This window comes from Novosphingobium sp. NBM11 (assembly GCF_015390225.1).
GTDB lineage: Bacteria > Pseudomonadota > Alphaproteobacteria > Sphingomonadales > Sphingomonadaceae > Novosphingobium.
In genome coordinates this window covers 523,858-540,975 of sequence record NZ_VUOG01000003.1, presented here as the reverse complement: position 1 = coordinate 540,975, position 17,118 = coordinate 523,858, and the positions used below count along the sequence as shown (strand labels likewise).

At 68.1% G+C, this 17,118-nt stretch carries 14 protein-coding genes; 5 read left to right on the top strand and 9 right to left on the bottom strand.

Annotation, left to right across the window (positions count from 1 at the left end; all coding sequences use genetic code 11):
- The 8 genes from F1640_RS22700 to F1640_RS22665 form a co-directional block, all read right to left on the bottom strand.
- Window positions 1-2,658: a sensor histidine kinase KdpD gene (locus tag F1640_RS22700; RefSeq protein ID WP_194921915.1), complete on the bottom strand. Its 2,658-nt coding sequence runs from the start codon at window positions 2,656-2,658 to the stop codon at window positions 1-3.
- A complete protein-coding gene (gene kdpC / locus F1640_RS22695; protein WP_124808282.1) occupies window positions 2,655-3,251 on the bottom strand; it encodes a potassium-transporting ATPase subunit KdpC in 597 nt (198 codons plus the stop codon). Before kdpC ends, F1640_RS22700 begins: the two co-directional genes overlap by 4 nt.
- Window positions 3,252-3,262: 11 nt before the next feature.
- Window positions 3,263-5,260 carry a potassium-transporting ATPase subunit KdpB gene (gene kdpB, locus F1640_RS22690; RefSeq protein WP_124808363.1) on the bottom strand — a complete coding sequence of 666 codons (1,998 nt, stop codon included), beginning with the start codon at window positions 5,258-5,260 and terminating at the stop codon, window positions 3,263-3,265.
- 43 nt (window positions 5,261-5,303) lie between these two features.
- The gene (gene kdpA, locus F1640_RS22685) at window positions 5,304-7,007 is read right to left on the bottom strand and encodes a potassium-transporting ATPase subunit KdpA (protein ID WP_124808283.1); all 1,704 of its coding nucleotides are present in this window, start codon (window positions 7,005-7,007) and stop codon (window positions 5,304-5,306) included.
- 12 nt (window positions 7,008-7,019) lie between these two features.
- Window positions 7,020-7,109, bottom strand: a complete 90-nt coding sequence (kdpF, locus tag F1640_RS22680; RefSeq protein ID WP_124808284.1) for a K(+)-transporting ATPase subunit F — start codon at window positions 7,107-7,109, stop codon at window positions 7,020-7,022.
- 106 nt (window positions 7,110-7,215) lie between these two features.
- A complete protein-coding gene (locus F1640_RS22675; protein ID WP_124808285.1) occupies window positions 7,216-7,494 on the bottom strand; it encodes a hypothetical protein in 279 nt (92 codons plus the stop codon).
- 136 nt (window positions 7,495-7,630) lie between these two features.
- Window positions 7,631-8,344 carry an anti-sigma factor gene (locus tag F1640_RS22670; protein ID WP_124808286.1) on the bottom strand — a complete coding sequence of 238 codons (714 nt, stop codon included), beginning with the start codon at window positions 8,342-8,344 and terminating at the stop codon, window positions 7,631-7,633.
- On the bottom strand, window positions 8,341-8,805 hold the full coding sequence (locus F1640_RS22665) for an RNA polymerase sigma factor (protein ID WP_223806486.1): 465 nt from the start codon (window positions 8,803-8,805) through the stop codon (window positions 8,341-8,343). Before F1640_RS22665 ends, F1640_RS22670 begins: the two co-directional genes overlap by 4 nt.
- Before the next feature lie 105 nt (window positions 8,806-8,910).
- Between F1640_RS22665 and F1640_RS22660 the strand changes: the two genes are divergently transcribed.
- Window positions 8,911-10,161, top strand: coding sequence for a S8 family serine peptidase (locus F1640_RS22660; protein ID WP_124808288.1), 1,251 nt, complete (start codon window positions 8,911-8,913; stop codon window positions 10,159-10,161).
- Between the two features lie 115 nt (window positions 10,162-10,276).
- Window positions 10,277-10,966, top strand: coding sequence for a hypothetical protein (locus F1640_RS22655; RefSeq protein WP_124808289.1), 690 nt, complete (start codon window positions 10,277-10,279; stop codon window positions 10,964-10,966).
- A gap of 61 nt (window positions 10,967-11,027) precedes the next feature.
- Here the strand turns inward: F1640_RS22655 and F1640_RS22650 are convergent, their stop codons facing one another.
- Window positions 11,028-12,329: an MFS transporter gene (locus F1640_RS22650; RefSeq protein WP_223806487.1), complete on the bottom strand. Its 1,302-nt coding sequence runs from the start codon at window positions 12,327-12,329 to the stop codon at window positions 11,028-11,030.
- A gap of 162 nt (window positions 12,330-12,491) precedes the next feature.
- Between F1640_RS22650 and F1640_RS22645 the strand changes: the two genes are divergently transcribed.
- From F1640_RS22645 to F1640_RS22635, 3 genes are all read left to right on the top strand, one after another.
- Window positions 12,492-14,975 (top strand): TonB-dependent receptor domain-containing protein, encoded by a 2,484-nt coding sequence (locus F1640_RS22645; protein WP_375336210.1) that lies wholly within the window; start codon window positions 12,492-12,494, stop codon window positions 14,973-14,975.
- A gap of 65 nt (window positions 14,976-15,040) precedes the next feature.
- Window positions 15,041-16,162, top strand: a complete 1,122-nt coding sequence (locus F1640_RS22640) for a glycoside hydrolase family 68 protein (protein ID WP_124808290.1) — start codon at window positions 15,041-15,043, stop codon at window positions 16,160-16,162.
- Window positions 16,159-17,052: an ROK family protein gene (locus F1640_RS22635; protein ID WP_124808291.1), complete on the top strand. Its 894-nt coding sequence runs from the start codon at window positions 16,159-16,161 to the stop codon at window positions 17,050-17,052. Before F1640_RS22640 ends, F1640_RS22635 begins: the two co-directional genes overlap by 4 nt.
- The last annotated feature ends 66 nt before the right edge of the window (window positions 17,053-17,118 follow it).

The window sequence follows — 17,118 nt, the reverse complement described above, 5'->3', positions numbered from 1 at the left end:
TCATTCTGGGGGCAATTCCTTCAACTGGCCGGGCGGGAAGCGGATCGCGAACGACGCGCCGCGCCCGTCCGCGCGATCGGACGCGGAAACGCCCAGCCCCATCGCTTCGGCAAAACCCTTGACGATCGCAAGCCCCAGCCCGGTGCCGCCCTTGCGGTCCGATCCCTCGATCCGCGCAAACGTCTCGAAAATCCGCTGCGCCTGGCCTGCGGGAATGCCCGGCCCTTCATCCTCGACGAACAGCGTCAGCCCTTGCGGGTCGCGGTGGGCGCGCACGGTTATGCCCGTTCCGGGATCGCCATATTTGGCCGCGTTCTCGATCAGGTTGATCAGGCAATGGTGGAACAGTTGCGGATCGACCAGCACGAACGGAAGATCGGCGGCGATCTCTACGTTCACCAGACGCCCGTGCAGCGCCGTGCCCAGATCGTGCAACGCGCTGGCGACCGCCTCGGCCAGATCGACGGGCTCGATCTTGCGGTGCAGCGCCCCTGCCTCGATCCGCACCATGTCCAGCAGGTTGGCGACGAAGCGGTGGAGCCGTTCCGCCTCGGCGCGCGTCTCGGCGAGCTGGTCCTCCTGCTCAGGCGACATCGCGCGGATCTGCGCCAGCGAGCCGAGGATCGTGGTCAGCGGGGTGCGCAGATCGTGGCTGACGGACGACAGCAAGGCATGGCGCAGCCGGTCGCGTTCGCGGACGTGGGCGAGGTCCGCCATTTCCTCGGCCAGTGCGATCCGCTCCAGCGCCAGCCCGGCCTGGTCCAGCAGGCTCAGCAGGAACGGCAGCTGATCCGCCCGCACCGGCGCGCCCGCATCGGGGCGCGACAGGCCGAACACCGCCAGCACCCGGCTGGTGGTGCCGATCGGATAGAACAGCCATTCCGACGCGGTGAGCGTATCCGATCCCTGCCCCGCGGGCTTGTTGTTGTCGAAGGCCCAGCGGGCGGCGGCATCGTCGAGCATCGCCAGCCTGCCCCCCGGCGGCGCGGCAGCCCGCACCGCAAGGCCCGCCGCATCGGGCATCAGCAGCACCGTGTTACCGGCCAGGCGCTGCCCGATCTCGTCGCACAGCACCTGCGCCAGTTCATCGGTGGAAGCGATGCCGGTCAGCCGCCGGGCAAAGCCCGCGAGCGACCGGTTCTGCGCCGTGCTCGCCTGCGCCAGCAATGCCTGCGCCCGCACGCGCGAAGCGAGCTGGCTGCCGACGATGGCCACGCCCAGCAGCACCAGCACGGTGATGATGTTCTGCGGGTCCTGAATGGTGAAAGTGTTGAGCGGCGGGATGAAGAAGAAGTTGTACGCCAGCGAGCACGCGAGGCTGGTGACGATGCCGGTGCGCAGGCCATAGCGTGTCGCCGCCAGCATCACGGGCAGCAGGAACAGCAGGCCGATATTGGTAATGCTGCCCTGCGCGAAGATCATCCGCCCCAGCACGGTGATCGCCGCACCAAGGCCCAGCGACACGGCATAGCCCTGCCACGAACCCCAGCCCTCGCCCAGATCGGGAAGACGCATTTTGCGGGCCGCTCCCGCTTCGGACAGCGGCAGGACATGCACGGCAAGTCCGGGGGCATCGCGCACCAGCCGGTCCACGATCGATCCGTGGCGCAGTTCGAACCAGCGCGACCGCCGCGATTTTCCGACGATCAGCTGGGTCGCGCGCGCTTCCGCCGCGAACTGCCGCAAGCCGGCCAGCGCGCTTTCGGCGGGGATGGTCTCGATCTGCGCGCCGAGTTGCGAGGCAAGGCGCATGGCTTCGGCCAGCCGCGCACTTTCGGCCGAGGTGAATCCGGCATCGCGCGGGGTTTCGACATGGACCGCCGTCCACGGCGCGCGCAGCGCGTCGGCCAGCCGCTTGGCCGCGCGCACCAGTTCGATCGCGCCCGCCTGTTCGCTGATGGCCACGACCAGCCGGTCGTTGACCGCGAACGTGCCGCCCACCGCGTTGGCGCGCACATAGTCCAGCATCTGCGCGTCGACGGCTTGCGCCGCGCGGCGCAAGGCCAGTTCGCGCAATGCCGAAAGGTTGGACTTGGAAAAGAAGTGCCCCAGCGCGCGCGCGGCTTCGTCCGGCACATAGACCTTGCCTTCGCGCAGCCGTTCGATCAGCTCGTCGGGGGGAATATCGACGATCTCGATTTCCGCGTTCTCGATCACCCGGTCCGGCAGCGTTTCGCGCACGCGGACCTTGGTGAACGAGGCGACCAGATCGTTCAGGCTTTCGAGATGCTGGATATTGAGCGTCGAATAGACGTCGATCCCCGCCGCCAGCAGTTGCTCTACATCCTGGTAGCGCTTGTCGTGGCGGCTGCCCGGCGCGTTGGTATGGGCCAGCTCGTCGACCAGCACCAGTTGCGGCCGGCGCGCGAGAATGGCGTCGATGTCCATCTCCGCCAGGGTGTGTCCCTGATAGGCGATGGGTTTGCGCGGCATGATCTCGAAGCCGTCGACCTTGGCCTCGGTTTCGCGCCGGCCGTGGGTTTCGACCACGCCGACCACGACATCGACGCCCGCGTCACGCCGCGCCGCGCCATCGCTGAGCATCTCGTAGGTCTTGCCCACGCCCGGCGCCGCCCCAAGGAATACCTTGAGGCGGCCCTTGGCCTCGCGCGCGGCGGCGCGCAGCAAGGCATCGGGATCGGGCCTGGCGTCGTTCATGGCCTCCCGTGTGCGCCCGCAGGAGCCGCGCTGTCGAGAGCCAGATTGAGTTCCAGCGCGTTGACGCGCGGCTCGCCCAGAAAGCCCAGCGTCCGCCCTTCCACATGGCGGGCGACCAGCGCGCGCACGGCCGGTTCGCTTATCCCCCGCGCCCGCGCGATGCGGCCCACCTGGAAATAGGCCGCCTCGGGGCTGATATGGGGATCGAGCCCCGAGGCGGAAGTTGTCACCAGGTCAGGCGGAACGATGACGCCCGGTGAGGTCGCGAGAGCGCGGGTATCGGCTTTCACCCGGTCGGCCAGCGCCTGGCTGGTCGGGCCGAGGTTGGAACCGGCGGAGGCGGTGGCGTCATAGCCCCTGCCGGCGGCCGACGGGCGCGGATGGAAATAGCCGTCGCTGGCGAAGCCCTGCCCGATCAGGCTGGAGCCCACCGGACGGCCATCGCGATCGATCAGGCTGCCATTGGCCTGGCGGGGGAACAGCACTTGCGCCACTCCCGTCAGCACCAAGGGATAGGCAAGCCCCAGCAACAGGGAGAACAATACCGTGAGCACCAGCGCGGGGCGCAGCGCGGCCAGAAGATCCTTGGTCATATCGAAAATCCTCAGACGAGATGAAGCCCGGCGACGGCGAGATCGATCGCCTTGATGCCGATGAACGGCGCGACCAGGCCACCAAGACCATAGACCGCCAGATTGCGGGCCAGCAGCGGCCCGGCACCCATCGGCCGATAGGTCACGCCCCTGAGCGCCAGCGGCACCAGCGCCGGAATGATCAGCGCGTTGAAGATGATCGCCGAAAGGATCGCGCTTTCCGGGGAAGCGAGCTTCATCACGTTGAGCACGCCCAACCCCGGATAGAGCACCACGAACATCGCCGGGATGATCGCGAAATACTTGGCGACGTCGTTCGCCACCGAGAAGGTGGTCAATGCCCCGCGCGTCATCAGCAACTGCTTGCCGAGGCCCACGATCTCGATCAGCTTGGTGGGATCGCTGTCGAGATCGACCATGTTGCCCGCCTCGCGCGCCGCCTGCGTGCCCGTGTTCATGGCAACGCCGACATCGGCCTGGGCCAGCGCGGGCGCATCGTTGGTGCCATCGCCGCACATCGCCACCAGCTTGCCGCCCTGCTGCTCCTTGCGGATCAGCGCCAGCTTGTCCTCGGGCGTCGCTTCGGCCAGGAAATCGTCGACGCCGGATTCGGCGGCGATGGCGGCCGCGGTCAGCGGGTTGTCGCCGGTGATCATCACCGTGCGGATGCCCATGCGGCGCAGTTCCGCGAACCGTTCGCGCACGCCCGCCTTGATCACGTCCTTCAGCGCGATCACGCCGAGCAGCTGGCCATCCCGCGCGACCGCGAGCGGCGTCTGGCCCGACCGCGCGATCTCTTCGGATATGCGCCGCAGTTGGGGGGCATGACTGCCCGAAGCCGCCTCGGGATTGGCGCGCAGGATCGCGTCCACCGCGCCCTTCTGCACCAGCCCGGCGTCGGTCCTGACGCCCGAAATCCGGGTCTGCGCGGTGAAGGGAATGATCTCCGCGCCTGCGGGCAGGGCATCGATGGCGACACCGAACGTTTCGCGCGCGAGAACGACGATGGAGCGTCCTTCGGGCGTCTCGTCGGCCAGGCTCGCCAGCATGGCGGCCTGCGCCAGCGTGGCGGCGGCGATGCCGTCCAGCGGACGGAAGGCGCAGGCCTGCCGGTCGCCGATGGTGATCGTGCCGGTCTTGTCGAGCAGCAGCACGTCCACGTCGCCCGCCGCTTCCACCGCCCGGCCCGACTTGGCCAGCACGTTGAAGCGCACCAGCCGGTCCATCCCGGCAATGCCGATCGCCGAAAGCAGCGCGGCGATGGTCGTGGGGATCAGCGTGATGAGCAGCGCGGCCAGCACGGCGACGGGAATGTGCCCGCCGGCATAGCGGGCGAAGGCGGGCACCGTCGCCACCGCGATCAGGAAGATGATGGTCAGGCCCACCAGCAGGATCGTCAGCGCAATCTCGTTGGGAGTCTTCTGCCGCTCCGCCCCTTCGACCAGCGCGATCATCCGGTCGAGGAAGCCCTGCCCCGGCTCCTGCGTCACCCGCACGCGGATCGAATCCGAGATGACGCGCGTCCCGGCGGTGACGGCGGACCGGTCGCCGCCGGCCTCGCGGATCACGGGCGCGCTTTCGCCGGTGATGGCCGCCTCGTTGACGGAGGCGACGCCGGCGATCACTTCCCCGTCGGCGGGGATGAGGTCGCCGGTTTCGACCAGCACCTCATCCCCCCGCCGCAATTGCGAGGCGGGCACGACCTGGCCATTGGGCAGCCGGGCGGCAAGCTCGCTCTTGGTCGCGCGCAGCGACGCCGCCTGGGCGCGGCCGCGTCCTTCGGCCAGCGCTTCGGCAAAGGTGCCGAACAGCACGGTCAGCCACAGCCAGACGATCAGCTGCGCCTGGAAACCCAGCGGCAGCGGCTCGCCACCCAGCGCCAGCAGCAGCGTGAGCAACAGGGCCACCACCGCCGTGGTGAACAGCACCGGATTCTTCACGAGCGCGGCGGGATGGAGCTTGCGGAAGGCGTCGCCGATCGCGGGAACGGTCAGCTTGGCCGAGAACATGGATGCGGGAACGCTCTGGGGCGTGGTCATGATAACAAACCTCTCAGAACAGCTGGCCGGAGATCATGGCGAGATGATCCGCGATGGGGCCAAGCGCGAGGCTAGGAAGAAAGGTGAGGCCGCCGACGATCAGGATGATGCCCACCAGCAGGCCGACCCACAGCGGGCCGGTCGTGGGGAAGGACCCGGCGGTTTCGGGTGTGTACTTCTTGGCCGCGAGGCTGCCCGCGATGGCCAGCGCCGGAACGATCATGAAGAACCGGCCGATCCACATCGCCACCGACAGCAGCCCGTTGTAGAACGGCGTGCCGGCAGTCAGCCCGGCGAAGGCCGAGCCGTTGTTGCCCGTGCCCGACGAATAGGCATAGAGGATCTCGGTGAACCCGTGCGGCCCCTTGTTGAGCGGCCCGGCCAGCCCCGCCGGCAGCACCGCGCTGATCGCGGTGAAGCCCAGGATGCACAGCGGCAGCACGGCGATGGCCAGCACCGCCAGCTTCACCTCTTTGGCCTCGATCTTCTTGCCCACGTATTCCGGCGTGCGGCCAACCATCAGACCGGCAATGAACACCGCCAGCAGAGCGAACAGAAGGAAGCCATAGATCCCCGCGCCGACGCCGCCGACCACGATCTCGCCCAGTTGCATGTTGAACAGCGGGATCATCCCGCCCAGCGCGGTGAAGCTGTCATGCATGGCGTTGACCGCACCGCACGACGCGGCTGTGGTGACCACCGAGAACAGCGCGCTGGCGGCAATGCCGAAGCGCACTTCCTTGCCTTCCATGTTGCCGCCGGCCACGCCAAGCTGGTGCAGCACCGGATTGCCCGCCGCTTCCTGCCAATAGGTGATGCCGGCGCCCGCCAGGAACAGGATCATCATCGCGGCCAGGATCGCCCAGCCCTGTCGGACGTTGCCCACCGCCTTGCCGAAGCAATACGTGAGGCCCGCGCCGATCGCGAAGATCGACAGCATCTGCACCAGATTGGTCAGCGCGGTGGGGTTCTCGAACGGATGGGCGCTGTTGGCGTTGAAGAAGCCGCCGCCGTTGGTGCCCAGCATCTTGATCGCTTCCTGGCTGGCCACCGGCCCCAGCACCAGCGTCTGCTTCACACCTTCCAGCGTGGTCACGTCCACGCTCGACGCCAGCGTCTGCGGCACGCCGCTGGCCACCAGAAACAGCGCATAGACGATGCAGGCCGGCAGCAGCAGATAGAGCGTGACGCGCGTGCAATCGGCCCAGAAGTTGCCGATCGTGCCGCTCTCGCGCCGGGCGAAACCCCGGAACAGCGCGAAGGCGATGGCGATGCCGGTGGCCGCCGACAGGAAGTTGTGAATGGTCAGCGCCAGCATCTGGCTGAGATTGCTCATCGTGCTTTCGCCGGCGTACCACTGCCAGTTGGTGTTGGTAACGAAGGCGATGGCGGTGTTCATCGCGCCATCGCCGCCAATGGCGCCCAGCGCGCGCGGATTGAGCGGAAGCACCGCCTGGAACCGCAGCAGCGCATACGTGAACACCGTCAGCACCAGCTGGAACAGCAGCATGTGCAGCGCATAGGCGCGCCAGGTCTGCTCATGGTCTGGCCGGATGCCGGCAAGACGGTAGAAGCCGCGCTCCACCGGCCCAAGCACGCGATGGAGCGGTGTCGTCCGCCCTTCATAAAGGGCGAACAGGAATGCACCGACCGGCTGTGCCAGCGCGACGGTCAATGCCGTGAACAGCAGGATCAGGGTCCAGCCTTCGATGGTCATGGATGGCTCCGTTCAGAAGCGTTCGGGCCGCAGGAGCACGGCGAGAAGATAGACGAGCAGGCCGGCGGCGGTGATACCGGCCAGCAGAAGCGGAAGGGTCATGGCGAAATCCTCAGGCCTTTTCGCAAAGGCGGACAAAGGCGAGCGTAAGCAGGAAAAGGCCGCCCAGCAGGGCGAGCCACGCGATGTCGGGCATCGGACGGTCCTTTCAGTACCAGAGGCTGCGCGAGGGGATGGGGACGTGGCGGAACAGGCCCGGTCCCTCGATCACGAAGGCGAGCCCGCTGGTCAGCAGCAGGAAGACCACCCCGCACAACGCCAGTTCGCCGGGAGTGGTGTGGTGCGCCGGCGGCGTGGTAATGATCCGGTGCGCCCACACCGAGGCCCGGTGCGCGCCGCCGAGCAGCAGGACGCCAAGCGACCGCATGACGAGTTCGGCGGTCCACCAGCGTTCACCCCGGCGCAGGCGATCGAAAGCGTGTGACATGGAAAAGCTCCCGCAATGCAAATGCGGTGCTTCCACTGCGCCTTCCGGGCGTTAAGATTCCACGGGGAATTCAGGCCGCGCCGTAAAGATTCCATAAAGCGCGCGGGGCCGCTCGCGGCCGCCCGAACATGACGCCCTAACGCTTCCAATGCCGCGCAATAGCGGCCTTCTCCGCATCCGCATCGAGCGCCGACCCGCTCGCCATGTCCTGCACGGCCGCCATCAGGCGCGGATCGGCGCTGCCGGCCTGGCGATAGACGCCTTCTTCTCCAGCCGATCCACCGAACGCCTTCTCCAGCCGCCAGCCGCGCGCATCGCGGCAGGCGATCCCGGCCCCGGCCTGCCCGCTATAGCCACGGCAGAAATCGCCCTTGGCGTTGGCGAAGCTCAGCATCACGCGCACCGGCGCGCCCGCCGCCGGGGTTCCGGAAAGCTGCGTGTCGAGCGCCGCCGCCAATTGCCCGTCCGCATAGCCGGGGCCACCGCTCGGCGCCGGCCGATTGACCACCACGGCCAGCGCCAGCGAGGCCGCCAGCGCCGCCCCGGCGCCCCAGGCCCAGCGCGATCGCGTGCCGCTGGACGCCGACGCGGCGCGTGCCTTGCGCGCGGCATCGAGCGAAAGGACTTCGGCTTCCGGCCGCGCCCGCACCGCGCGGGTCAGCGCCTCGGGCAGCGGGGCGTCGAGAATCGGCGCGAAATGGGCGGAAAGCCGCGCCTTCAGGGCCCGGTGCGCTTCCACCTGGCGGGCGAGCGCGGGGTCCCGCGCCAGCGCCTGCTCCACGCGATCGCGCTCCGCGCCTTGGAGTTCGCCATCAGCATAGGCGGCGATCATTTCGGGGGTGATGGTCATGCCGCTTCTCCCAGCAGGGCGAGCAGGGCGTCGCGCCCCCGGACCAGACGCGAATTGAGCGTGCCGACCGGACAGCCGACGATGTCCGCCGCTTCCTTGTAGGACCAGCCTTCGACCATCACCAGCAGCACGGCCTCGCGCTGATCGTCGGGCAGGCGGGCCATCGCACGATCGACATCGGTCAGCATTGCGCGCGCTGCCTGCCCGCCGTCCGCGCCCACCGCGGCGCCGGCTTCCTCGTCTACGAAGGTCTGTCCACGCCGACTGGCCGCGCGCGTCTCGTCGATCCAAAGGTTGCGCATGATTCGGTACATCCAGCTATCCATCCGTGTCCCCGCCTGCCACTGGTCGCGGCTGCGCAAGGCGCGTTCCACCGTCATCTGGCAAAGATCGTCCGCCCGCGCCGGATCGCGCGCCAGCCCGGCCGCGAACCGGCGCAACCGGGGCAGCAGGGCCAGCATTTCGGATTCGAAGCGGTCTGACAGCGTTTTTGCCTTTCCGATGGATAAAACGGATGACGCCAATCGTTTCATCCATAATGAAATCCGAAAGATCGGGAAACGCGGATGCGAAGTCGAATATGGATACTCCTGTCGGTCGCCATGGCCTCCCCGGCGCTGGCGCAGATCGGCCCCATCGGTCAGCAATTGCCCGGCGTGGCCCAGCCCGTCGAGCGCGTGCTGGGCGGGACGCTGGAATCGGTCGATCGCACGCTCGGCACGGGCGTTGATGCCACGACGCGGACGGTGCGCGGGGCCGCCGCGCTGGCGCAGGCGCGGATCGACCGGATCGGCGATCTGGTTCGCCGCAACCCGGCGGCGATCGAGCGCGATGCCGACGGCAATCCCGCGCGCAAGGGCGAATTGCTGCTGGTAGCGCCGGATCAGGCGACGCTCGATGCCGCGCGGCAGCTTGGCTTTGCGGTCATGGCCGAGGAACGGCTCGATACGCTCGATATTTCCGTCACCCGGCTCTCCGTGCCGCGCGGCATGACGCTGGCCCGTGCGCAAGCCCTGCTGCGCAAGGCCGCGCCCGATGCAACCGTGTCCGCAGATACGCTGAACTTCCCGTCGGGATCGGCCGCGCCGGCGCGTGGGCGGGAAGGCAAGGCCTCGCCGCCGCTCCCCCCGGTCGCCACGCCGGTCGGCGTGATCGATGGCGCGCCCGGGCGGGCCATCCCCGTGGAAGCCGTCCGCGGCTTCGCGCCCGGCGCGCCGGCACCGGGCGATCATGGCAGCGCGGTGGTCTCGCTGCTGCGCCGCGCCGGGGTGCAACGGGTACTGGTGGCCGATGTCTATGGCGCGGGGCCAGCCGGGGGAAACGCGCTGGCGATCGCGCAAGGGATGGACTGGCTGATGGGGCGCGGCGTGCGGGTCATCTCGATCAGTCTGGTCGGACCCGCCAACGGCCTGCTGGCGCGGACCATGGACGCGGCGCAACGGCGGGGGGCGGTGATCGTCGCGGCGGTGGGCAACGATGGCCCGGCCGCGCCGCCGGCCTATCCCGCGTCCTATCCCGGCGTGCTGGCGGTCACCGGCGTCGACGGCCGCAACCGCGCTCTGATCGAGGCGGGTCGGGCGCGGCACCTCGACTACGCGGCCCCCGGCGCCGACATGCGCGCGATGAACGCTGCCGGACGGCTCGTGCCCGTGCGCGGCACCTCTTTCGCGACGCCGCTTGTCGCCGCGCGCGCCGCCAATGCCATGGATGCCCGCGCCGCGCTCCCGGCCGCACTCGACCGGGAGGCGATCGACCTGGGCGCGCGCGGGCCGGATGCGGTTTACGGCCGTGGCCTGATTTGCACAATTTGTCGATAAATCAGATATTTGTGAAAAATATCGAGCGAGCGTGGATTAAACCGAACGCATCCTTCGTTTTCAGGGCAAGGGGATGGATCAGGGTCCATCACCACCAAACGAAAGGATGGATACCATGCGTAAGCTCATCACGATTTCGGTTCTCGCCTTCGCCGTTTCGACCATGCCGGCCCACGCCCAGCTCCTGGGTGGCGGCCTTGGCGGCGGATCGCTCGGCGGCATGGTCGGCGGCACGCTGGGCGGTACGCTCGGCGGCGGCCTGAACGGCGACCTGCCGATCGGCTCGACCATGGACCGCGTGGGGTCGGCTACGTCCGGCGCGGCCAGCGCCACCGGCTCGACCACGGGCAGCACCCGCGTCAACCGCCACAACGGGCAGGTTCACGCCGACCGCAGCGCCAGCGGCAGCGCGACCGGTGCCGTCACCCAGAACCTTGCCAGCCCGGCCGGCGCCCTCACCGGCGCGGTTTCCGGCAGCGGCTCGGCCAGCGGGTCTGCCAACGCCGATGCGCAGCTGATCGGCACCGACCAGATCGCCTCGACCTCGCGCGCCGTGGCGGGAACGGCCCGCAACACCGCGAGCGCCGCTGCCGGCAAGGCTCGCACCACGGCTCAAGGCGCGGCGATGACCGCGCGGGACACCGCAGCCGGCGCGGCATCGCGGACCCGCGATGTCGCCGGCAAGGCGGCCCAGCGCGCGAACAGCACTGCGGGCGCCGTGGCCGACAAGGCCGCCAGCACCTCGGTGACCGGCGGGGTGACCGGTTCGGTCAGCGGAAACGGTTCGGCAACGGCCGGCAACTGACGCCCCGGGGGCACTCTCGAAGGGCCTGATCACTCCTTAAGGGGTGGTCAGGCCCTTTCGTTCAGGGCTGGGGCGCGGTGCGGACCCGCAGGGTGGCGACGGCCGCGAGCAACAGCATCAGCCCGGCCAGCGACAGCACGTTGCGTGGATCGGAGCCCAGCACGGTGCCGTATAGCAATGGCATCGTGACCGTCTGGATCAGCATCGGCACGACGATGAACATGTTGAAGATGCCCATGTAGATCCCCGTGCGTTCGGCCGGGATGCTGTTGGCCAGCAAGACATAGGGGCTGCCCATCAGGCTGGCCCAGGCGATGCCGATGCCGATCATCGGCAGATAGCTCCAGGCCTCGTTGCCCATGTGCGGCAAGGCCAGCATCGCCACGCCGCCCAGCGCGATGCTGACCGCGTGCACCGGCTTCACGCCCAGACGCCGGATCAGCGGAACGAGCGCGAACGCGGCGAGGAAGGCCAGGAAGTTGTAGAACCCGCCCAGCCGCCCGTTGACAAGCGTGGCATCGCGCAGCGCCACCGCCGAATCCGAACCGTGAAGCGACCGCGCCAGCGACAGCGTGACGTACTGCCAGTAGCAGAACATGCCATACCATTGGAACAACATGGCCACACCGAACTGCCGCATCGGCCCGGGCATTTCGCGCACCGCATCCGCGAAATCGCGCCACGCGGTTCCGGCCGACAATGGCTGGGCACGCATCGCCGCCGCCTCGTCCGCCGGCAAGGGCAGCTCCGGCACACGCCAGACCGACCATACGATCGTCGACAGCGACAGCACCGCGCCGATGATGAAGGCCACGCGCGTCACGTGCGGAATGCCGTTCGCGTCGACCGCGTCCGCGCTCATGCCGGCCCACACGAACAGCGACGGCGCAAGGTAGGACAGCGTCTGGGCAAGTCCGGTAAAGGCGCTCTGCGTCAGGAAACCGAGTGGCCGCTCGGCCGTGTCGAGCCGGTCGCTGACATAGGCCCGGTACGGTTCCATGGTGATATTGTTGGCAGCATCGAGCACCCACAGCAGCGACGCGGCGACCCACAAGGCGGGGCTGAACGGCATGGCCAGCAGGGCCAGGCTGCACAGCACCGCCCCGATCAGGAAATAGGGCGTGCGGCGTCCGATTCGCGTGGACGTGCGATCGCTGAGCGCGCCGATCAGGGGTTGGACGAGCAAACCCGTCATTGGGCCGGCCAGCCACAGCACCGGCATGATCGTCGCGTCCGCGCCCAGATAGGTGTAGATCGGCGCCATGTTGCTCTGCTGCAATCCGAAGCTGAACTGCAGCCCCAGAAAACCCAGATTCATCTGCACGATGCCAGGAAAACCAAGGCGTGGCCGGGTGCCCTTCATAGTTCCTCTCCTAACCGGGTTTGGCGCTGTTTGCTTGCATCGCTTGCCCTGTCCCCTGCGTAGCAAAAATGCAAAGGTTTGCAAATTATTCTTGCAAACGTTTGCAATCACCTTTAGCGACTGCCTGCAGATGTCGAGTCACTCGACCGTGTCAGGAGAGGGATGATGAAGGTTCTTCCGCTTAACGCCGTGCGCTTTTCCGCCGCCAGCCTGCTGGCAGCCAGTTCGATGTTCGCGCTGGGCGTCACCCCGGCCCTTGCGCAGGAGACTTCGGCGCAGGCCGATTCTCCCAACGATGCCGAGATCATCGTGACCGCGGTGGCACGCGGGCAGAACCGGCTGGATTCCTCGGTTTCCGTCAGCTCGCTCAACGCCGATCAGCTGCAGCAGACCACGCCGCGCTCGGTCGCCGAACTGTTCCGCAACATTCCCGGCATCCGGTCGGAAAGCTCGGGCGGTGAAGGCAACGCCAACATCGCGGTGCGCGGCCTGCCGGTCGCCTCGGGCGGCGCCAAGTTCCTGCAGCTGCAGGAAGACGGGCTGCCGATCCTGGAATTCGGCGACATCACGTTCGGCAATGCCGACATCTTCCTGCGTTCGGACTTCAACATCGCGCGCGTCGAAGCGGTGCGCGGCGGTTCTGCTTCGACCTTCGCCTCGAACTCGCCGGGCGGCGTCATCAACCTGATCTCCAAGACCGGGGAACAGGAAGGCGGCGCGGTGCAAGCGACGGTCGGCCTCGATTACGGCGAATACCGCGTCGACGCCGACTACGGCGGCAAGATCAGCGACAGCCTGCGCTTCCACGTCGGCGGCTTCTATCGCCAGGGCGAAGGCCCGCGCCGCGCCGGCTACGACGGCAATCGCGGCGGCCAGATCAAGTTCAACGTGACCAAGGATTTCGCCGGCGGCTACGTGCGGCTCTACGGCAAGTACCTCAATGACCGGGCCATCGGTTATCTGCCCAACCCGGTGCGCGTGACCGGCACCAACGCCAACCCGGTCTATACCAACCTGCCCGGCTTCAGTATCAACGAGGATACGCTGCATTCGCGCTATTTCACACGCAACATTACGCTTGATGGCAACAACAACCTGGTGGCCGACGACATCCGTGATGGCCAGCATCCGGTGGTCAAGGCCGTGGGCCTCGAAAGCAAGTTCGATGTCGGCGGCGGCTGGTCGGTGATGGAGCGCTTCCGCTACTCGGCGATCTCCGGCCGGTTCATCTCGAACTTCCCCTCGTCGGTCGATACCTCGGGCGCGGTGGCGACCAGCCTGGGCGGCGCGGGCGCGTCGGCGGTCTATTTCAATGGCCCCAACGCCGGGCAGGCGGTGGCTGCCAACACCTACCTTGCCAATATCGTGGTGTTCGACACCAAGCTGAACAGCCTGGACAACATCACCAACGATTTCCGCCTGACCAAGGACTTTGACCTGGGCGGCGGCAAGCTGACCGTGACCGGCGGCTTCTACAAGTCGCGCCAGACGATCGATACCGACTGGCTGTGGACCTCGGCGGTGATGGAAGTGAAGGGCGGCGGCGATGCGGCGCTGGTCAACATCGTCAACGGATCGGGCCAGCTCGCCACGCAGGACGGCTTCTATGGCTATGGCGCGCGCTTCTTCGGCAATTGCTGCCGCCGCAGCTACCGCCTGAGCTACGACACCAATGCGCCGTTCGCCGCGTTCACCTGGAACAAGGACGCGCTGACCCTGGACGCCAGCGTCCGCTACGACATCGGGCAGGCGCGCGGCTTCGTCGCCGGTGCCGATCTCGGCGGTGGCCGCAACGGCATCACCAGCTTCGACATCAACGGCAACGGCGTGATCTCCGGCCCCGAAACGCAAGTCTCGGTGATCCCGCTCGGCAGCCCCGCTCCGGTGCATTACAACTACAACTACGCCTCCTACTCGCTCGGCGTGAACTATCGCGTGCGTGACGATCTGGCGCTGTTCGCCCGGTACAGCCGGGGCGGCCGCGCCAATGCCGATCGCCTCACGTTCGGCCCGGCGATCCGCAACACCGATGGCAGCCTGGTCAATGCCGACGCCGCCGTCGATTTCGTGCGGCAGGCCGAAGGTGGCGTGAAGTACCGCTCGGGCGGGGTCGCGCTCTACGTGACCGGTTTCTACGCCACCACCGAGGAACAGAACTTCGAAGCAACGACCCAGCGCTTCCTCGACCGCAAGTACCGTTCCTATGGCGTGGAACTGGAAGGCAGCATTCGCAAGGGGCCGTTCCAGCTGAACGCCGGCGGCACCTGGACGCATGCCCGGATCACCGCCGATGCGCTCGATGCCACGGTCGTCGGCAACACGCCGCGCCGGCAGGCCAGCTTCGTCTACCAGATCAGCCCGGAAGTGAACCTCGACAAGGTATCGTTCGGCGCCAACGTGGTCGGCACCACCAGCAGCTACACGCAGGACAGCAACCAGCTGAAGCTGCCGGCCTATACCACGGTCAACGCCTTCCTGCAGGTGCGTCCGATCGAACGCCTGCAGCTCTCGGTGAACGCCAACAACCTGTTCAACGTGAAGGGTTTCACCGAAGCGGAAGACGGCGCGATCCCGGCCAACGGCATCGTGCGGGCCCGTTCGATCAACGGGCGCACGATCTCGGCCTCGGCGCGCATCTCGTTCTGATCTCCCTGCCTCGGGCCGGCCTGATGCGCCGGCCCGATTTTTCTTCTTTCGATCGGACCAGACCGATGCCCTGTTTCCGCTGGCTGCCCGAACATGTCGCGGGAATCGCCGCCCGCCCCCACCCGCAGGCGCGCCCTTTCACCCGCGCCGAAGCGCCCCGCATCGCCGCCGACATGGACCTGTGGGACCATTGGCCGGTGCTGGAAGCCAACGGTGATGTCGCCGCGATCGCGGGCGGCGCTCTGGTTATCTTCCTTGCGGCCCCCATCCTCGACGATCCCGAAGCGCGCCATGCCCTGGCGCGGCTGTGGCTGTTTCACCGCACACCGGCAGGCTGGCGCGATCTCGGCCCGGTGTTTGCCGATGGCTTTTCGCCCGGCAGCCGGGAATGGTCCGGCACGGCGATCGTCGATCCCGCACACAGCCAGGTCACGCTGCATTTCACCGCCGCCGGCGGGCGCGGCGAACCGGCGGTCACGTTCCGCCAGCGCCTGTTCGCCACCCGCGCCGCGCTGACCATCGCGGACGGCGTGCCCGCGCTGTCCGGCTGGACCGCCCCTGTCGAAACGCTGCGCCCCGATGGCGTGGACTACATGATCGATCTGGAGGGAACCGGCGCGGTCGGCGCGATCAAGGCGTTCCGCGATCCGTTCGTGTTCGAAGATCCCGCTTCCGGGCAGACCCGCCTGCTGTTTGCCGGTTCCCGCATGGGATCGGATTCGGACTGGAACGGTGTGGTCGGCGCGGGTACGTTGCAGGACGACGGCTCCTGGCGGCTCGACCCGCCGCTGGTCAGCGCCGATGGTCTGAACAACGAACTGGAACGGCCCCACGCGATCATGCACCAAGGTCTGGTCTATCTGTTCTGGTCCACCCAGCGCAAGGTCTTCGCCGCCGGCGGGCCGTGCGGCCCCACCGGTCTCTATGGTCTTGTGGCGCCGGGCATCGACGGCCCATGGACGCCGGTCAACGGCACGGGACTGGTCTTCGGCAATCCCGATTGCGCTCCGTTCCAGGCCTATAGCTGGCAGGTGCTGCCCGATCTTTCGGTCTGGAGCTTTGCCGATCTCGTCGGTCTTGCCGAGCTGCCGCGCTCGACGGAAGCGGCCCGGGCGGCCTTCGGCGGCACCGCCGCGCCCGTCCTCCGGCTGGCCCTGGACGGCGACCGGGCGAGCCTTGCCGCATGATCGACGAGCCGCTTCTCGCCGGGGTCGAGCTGGGCGGCACCAAGTGCATCGCGGTCGTCGCGCGCGGCACCGAAATCCTGCGCGAACGCCGCCTGCCGACGACCGATCCCGCATCCACGCTGGCAGGACTGTCCGAAGCGCTTGACGAATGGCAGGCCGAGATTCCGTTCACCGCGCTGGGCATTGGCACGTTCGGCCCGGCCCGCGTGTCCCCCGACGCGCCGGACTATGGCCAGATACTGCCCACGCCCAAGCCGGGCTGGACCGGCGCGCGGGTGCTGGACCACTTCGCCGATCGCTTCGCCGTGCCCATCGCGTTCGATACCGATGTCGGCGCGGCGGCCCTCGCGGAAGGACGCTGGGGCCGCGCGCGCGGGTGTTCGACCCATGCCTATGTCACGATCGGCACCGGCATCGGCATCGGCATCGTAGCCAACGGGCAGGTGCTGCACGGCGCCTTGCACCCCGAGGCCGGGCACCTGCGCGTGCGCCGGCGCACGGACGATACCTTTCCCGGCATCTGCCCTTTCCACGGCGATTGCCTGGAAGGCCTGGCCGCAGGCCCGGCCATTGCCGCGCGCATCGGCGGCGATGCCGCGCATATCGCCGATGACCATCCGGTCTGGGCCGATGTTGGCGCGGAACTGGGCGAACTGATGGCCACGCTGATCCTGACGGTGTCGCCCGAATGCATCGTGATCGGCGGCGGCGTGGGCGGTGCGCGGCCGGCGCTGCTCGACCGTATTCGCGATGCCGCGGCTGCAGCCCTGGGCGGCTATGTCCCCGGCGCCGACCGTGACGCGCTGGAAACGCTGATCGGCCCGCCGGGACTGGAGGCACGCGCCGGGCCGATGGGCGCGCTCGCGCTGGCCCTCACAGCATTGGGCTGACGGGGCTCGATTGACACGCTGACGCGGCTCCCGCAAACGTTCGCACGACTATCGGACCGGTCGCGC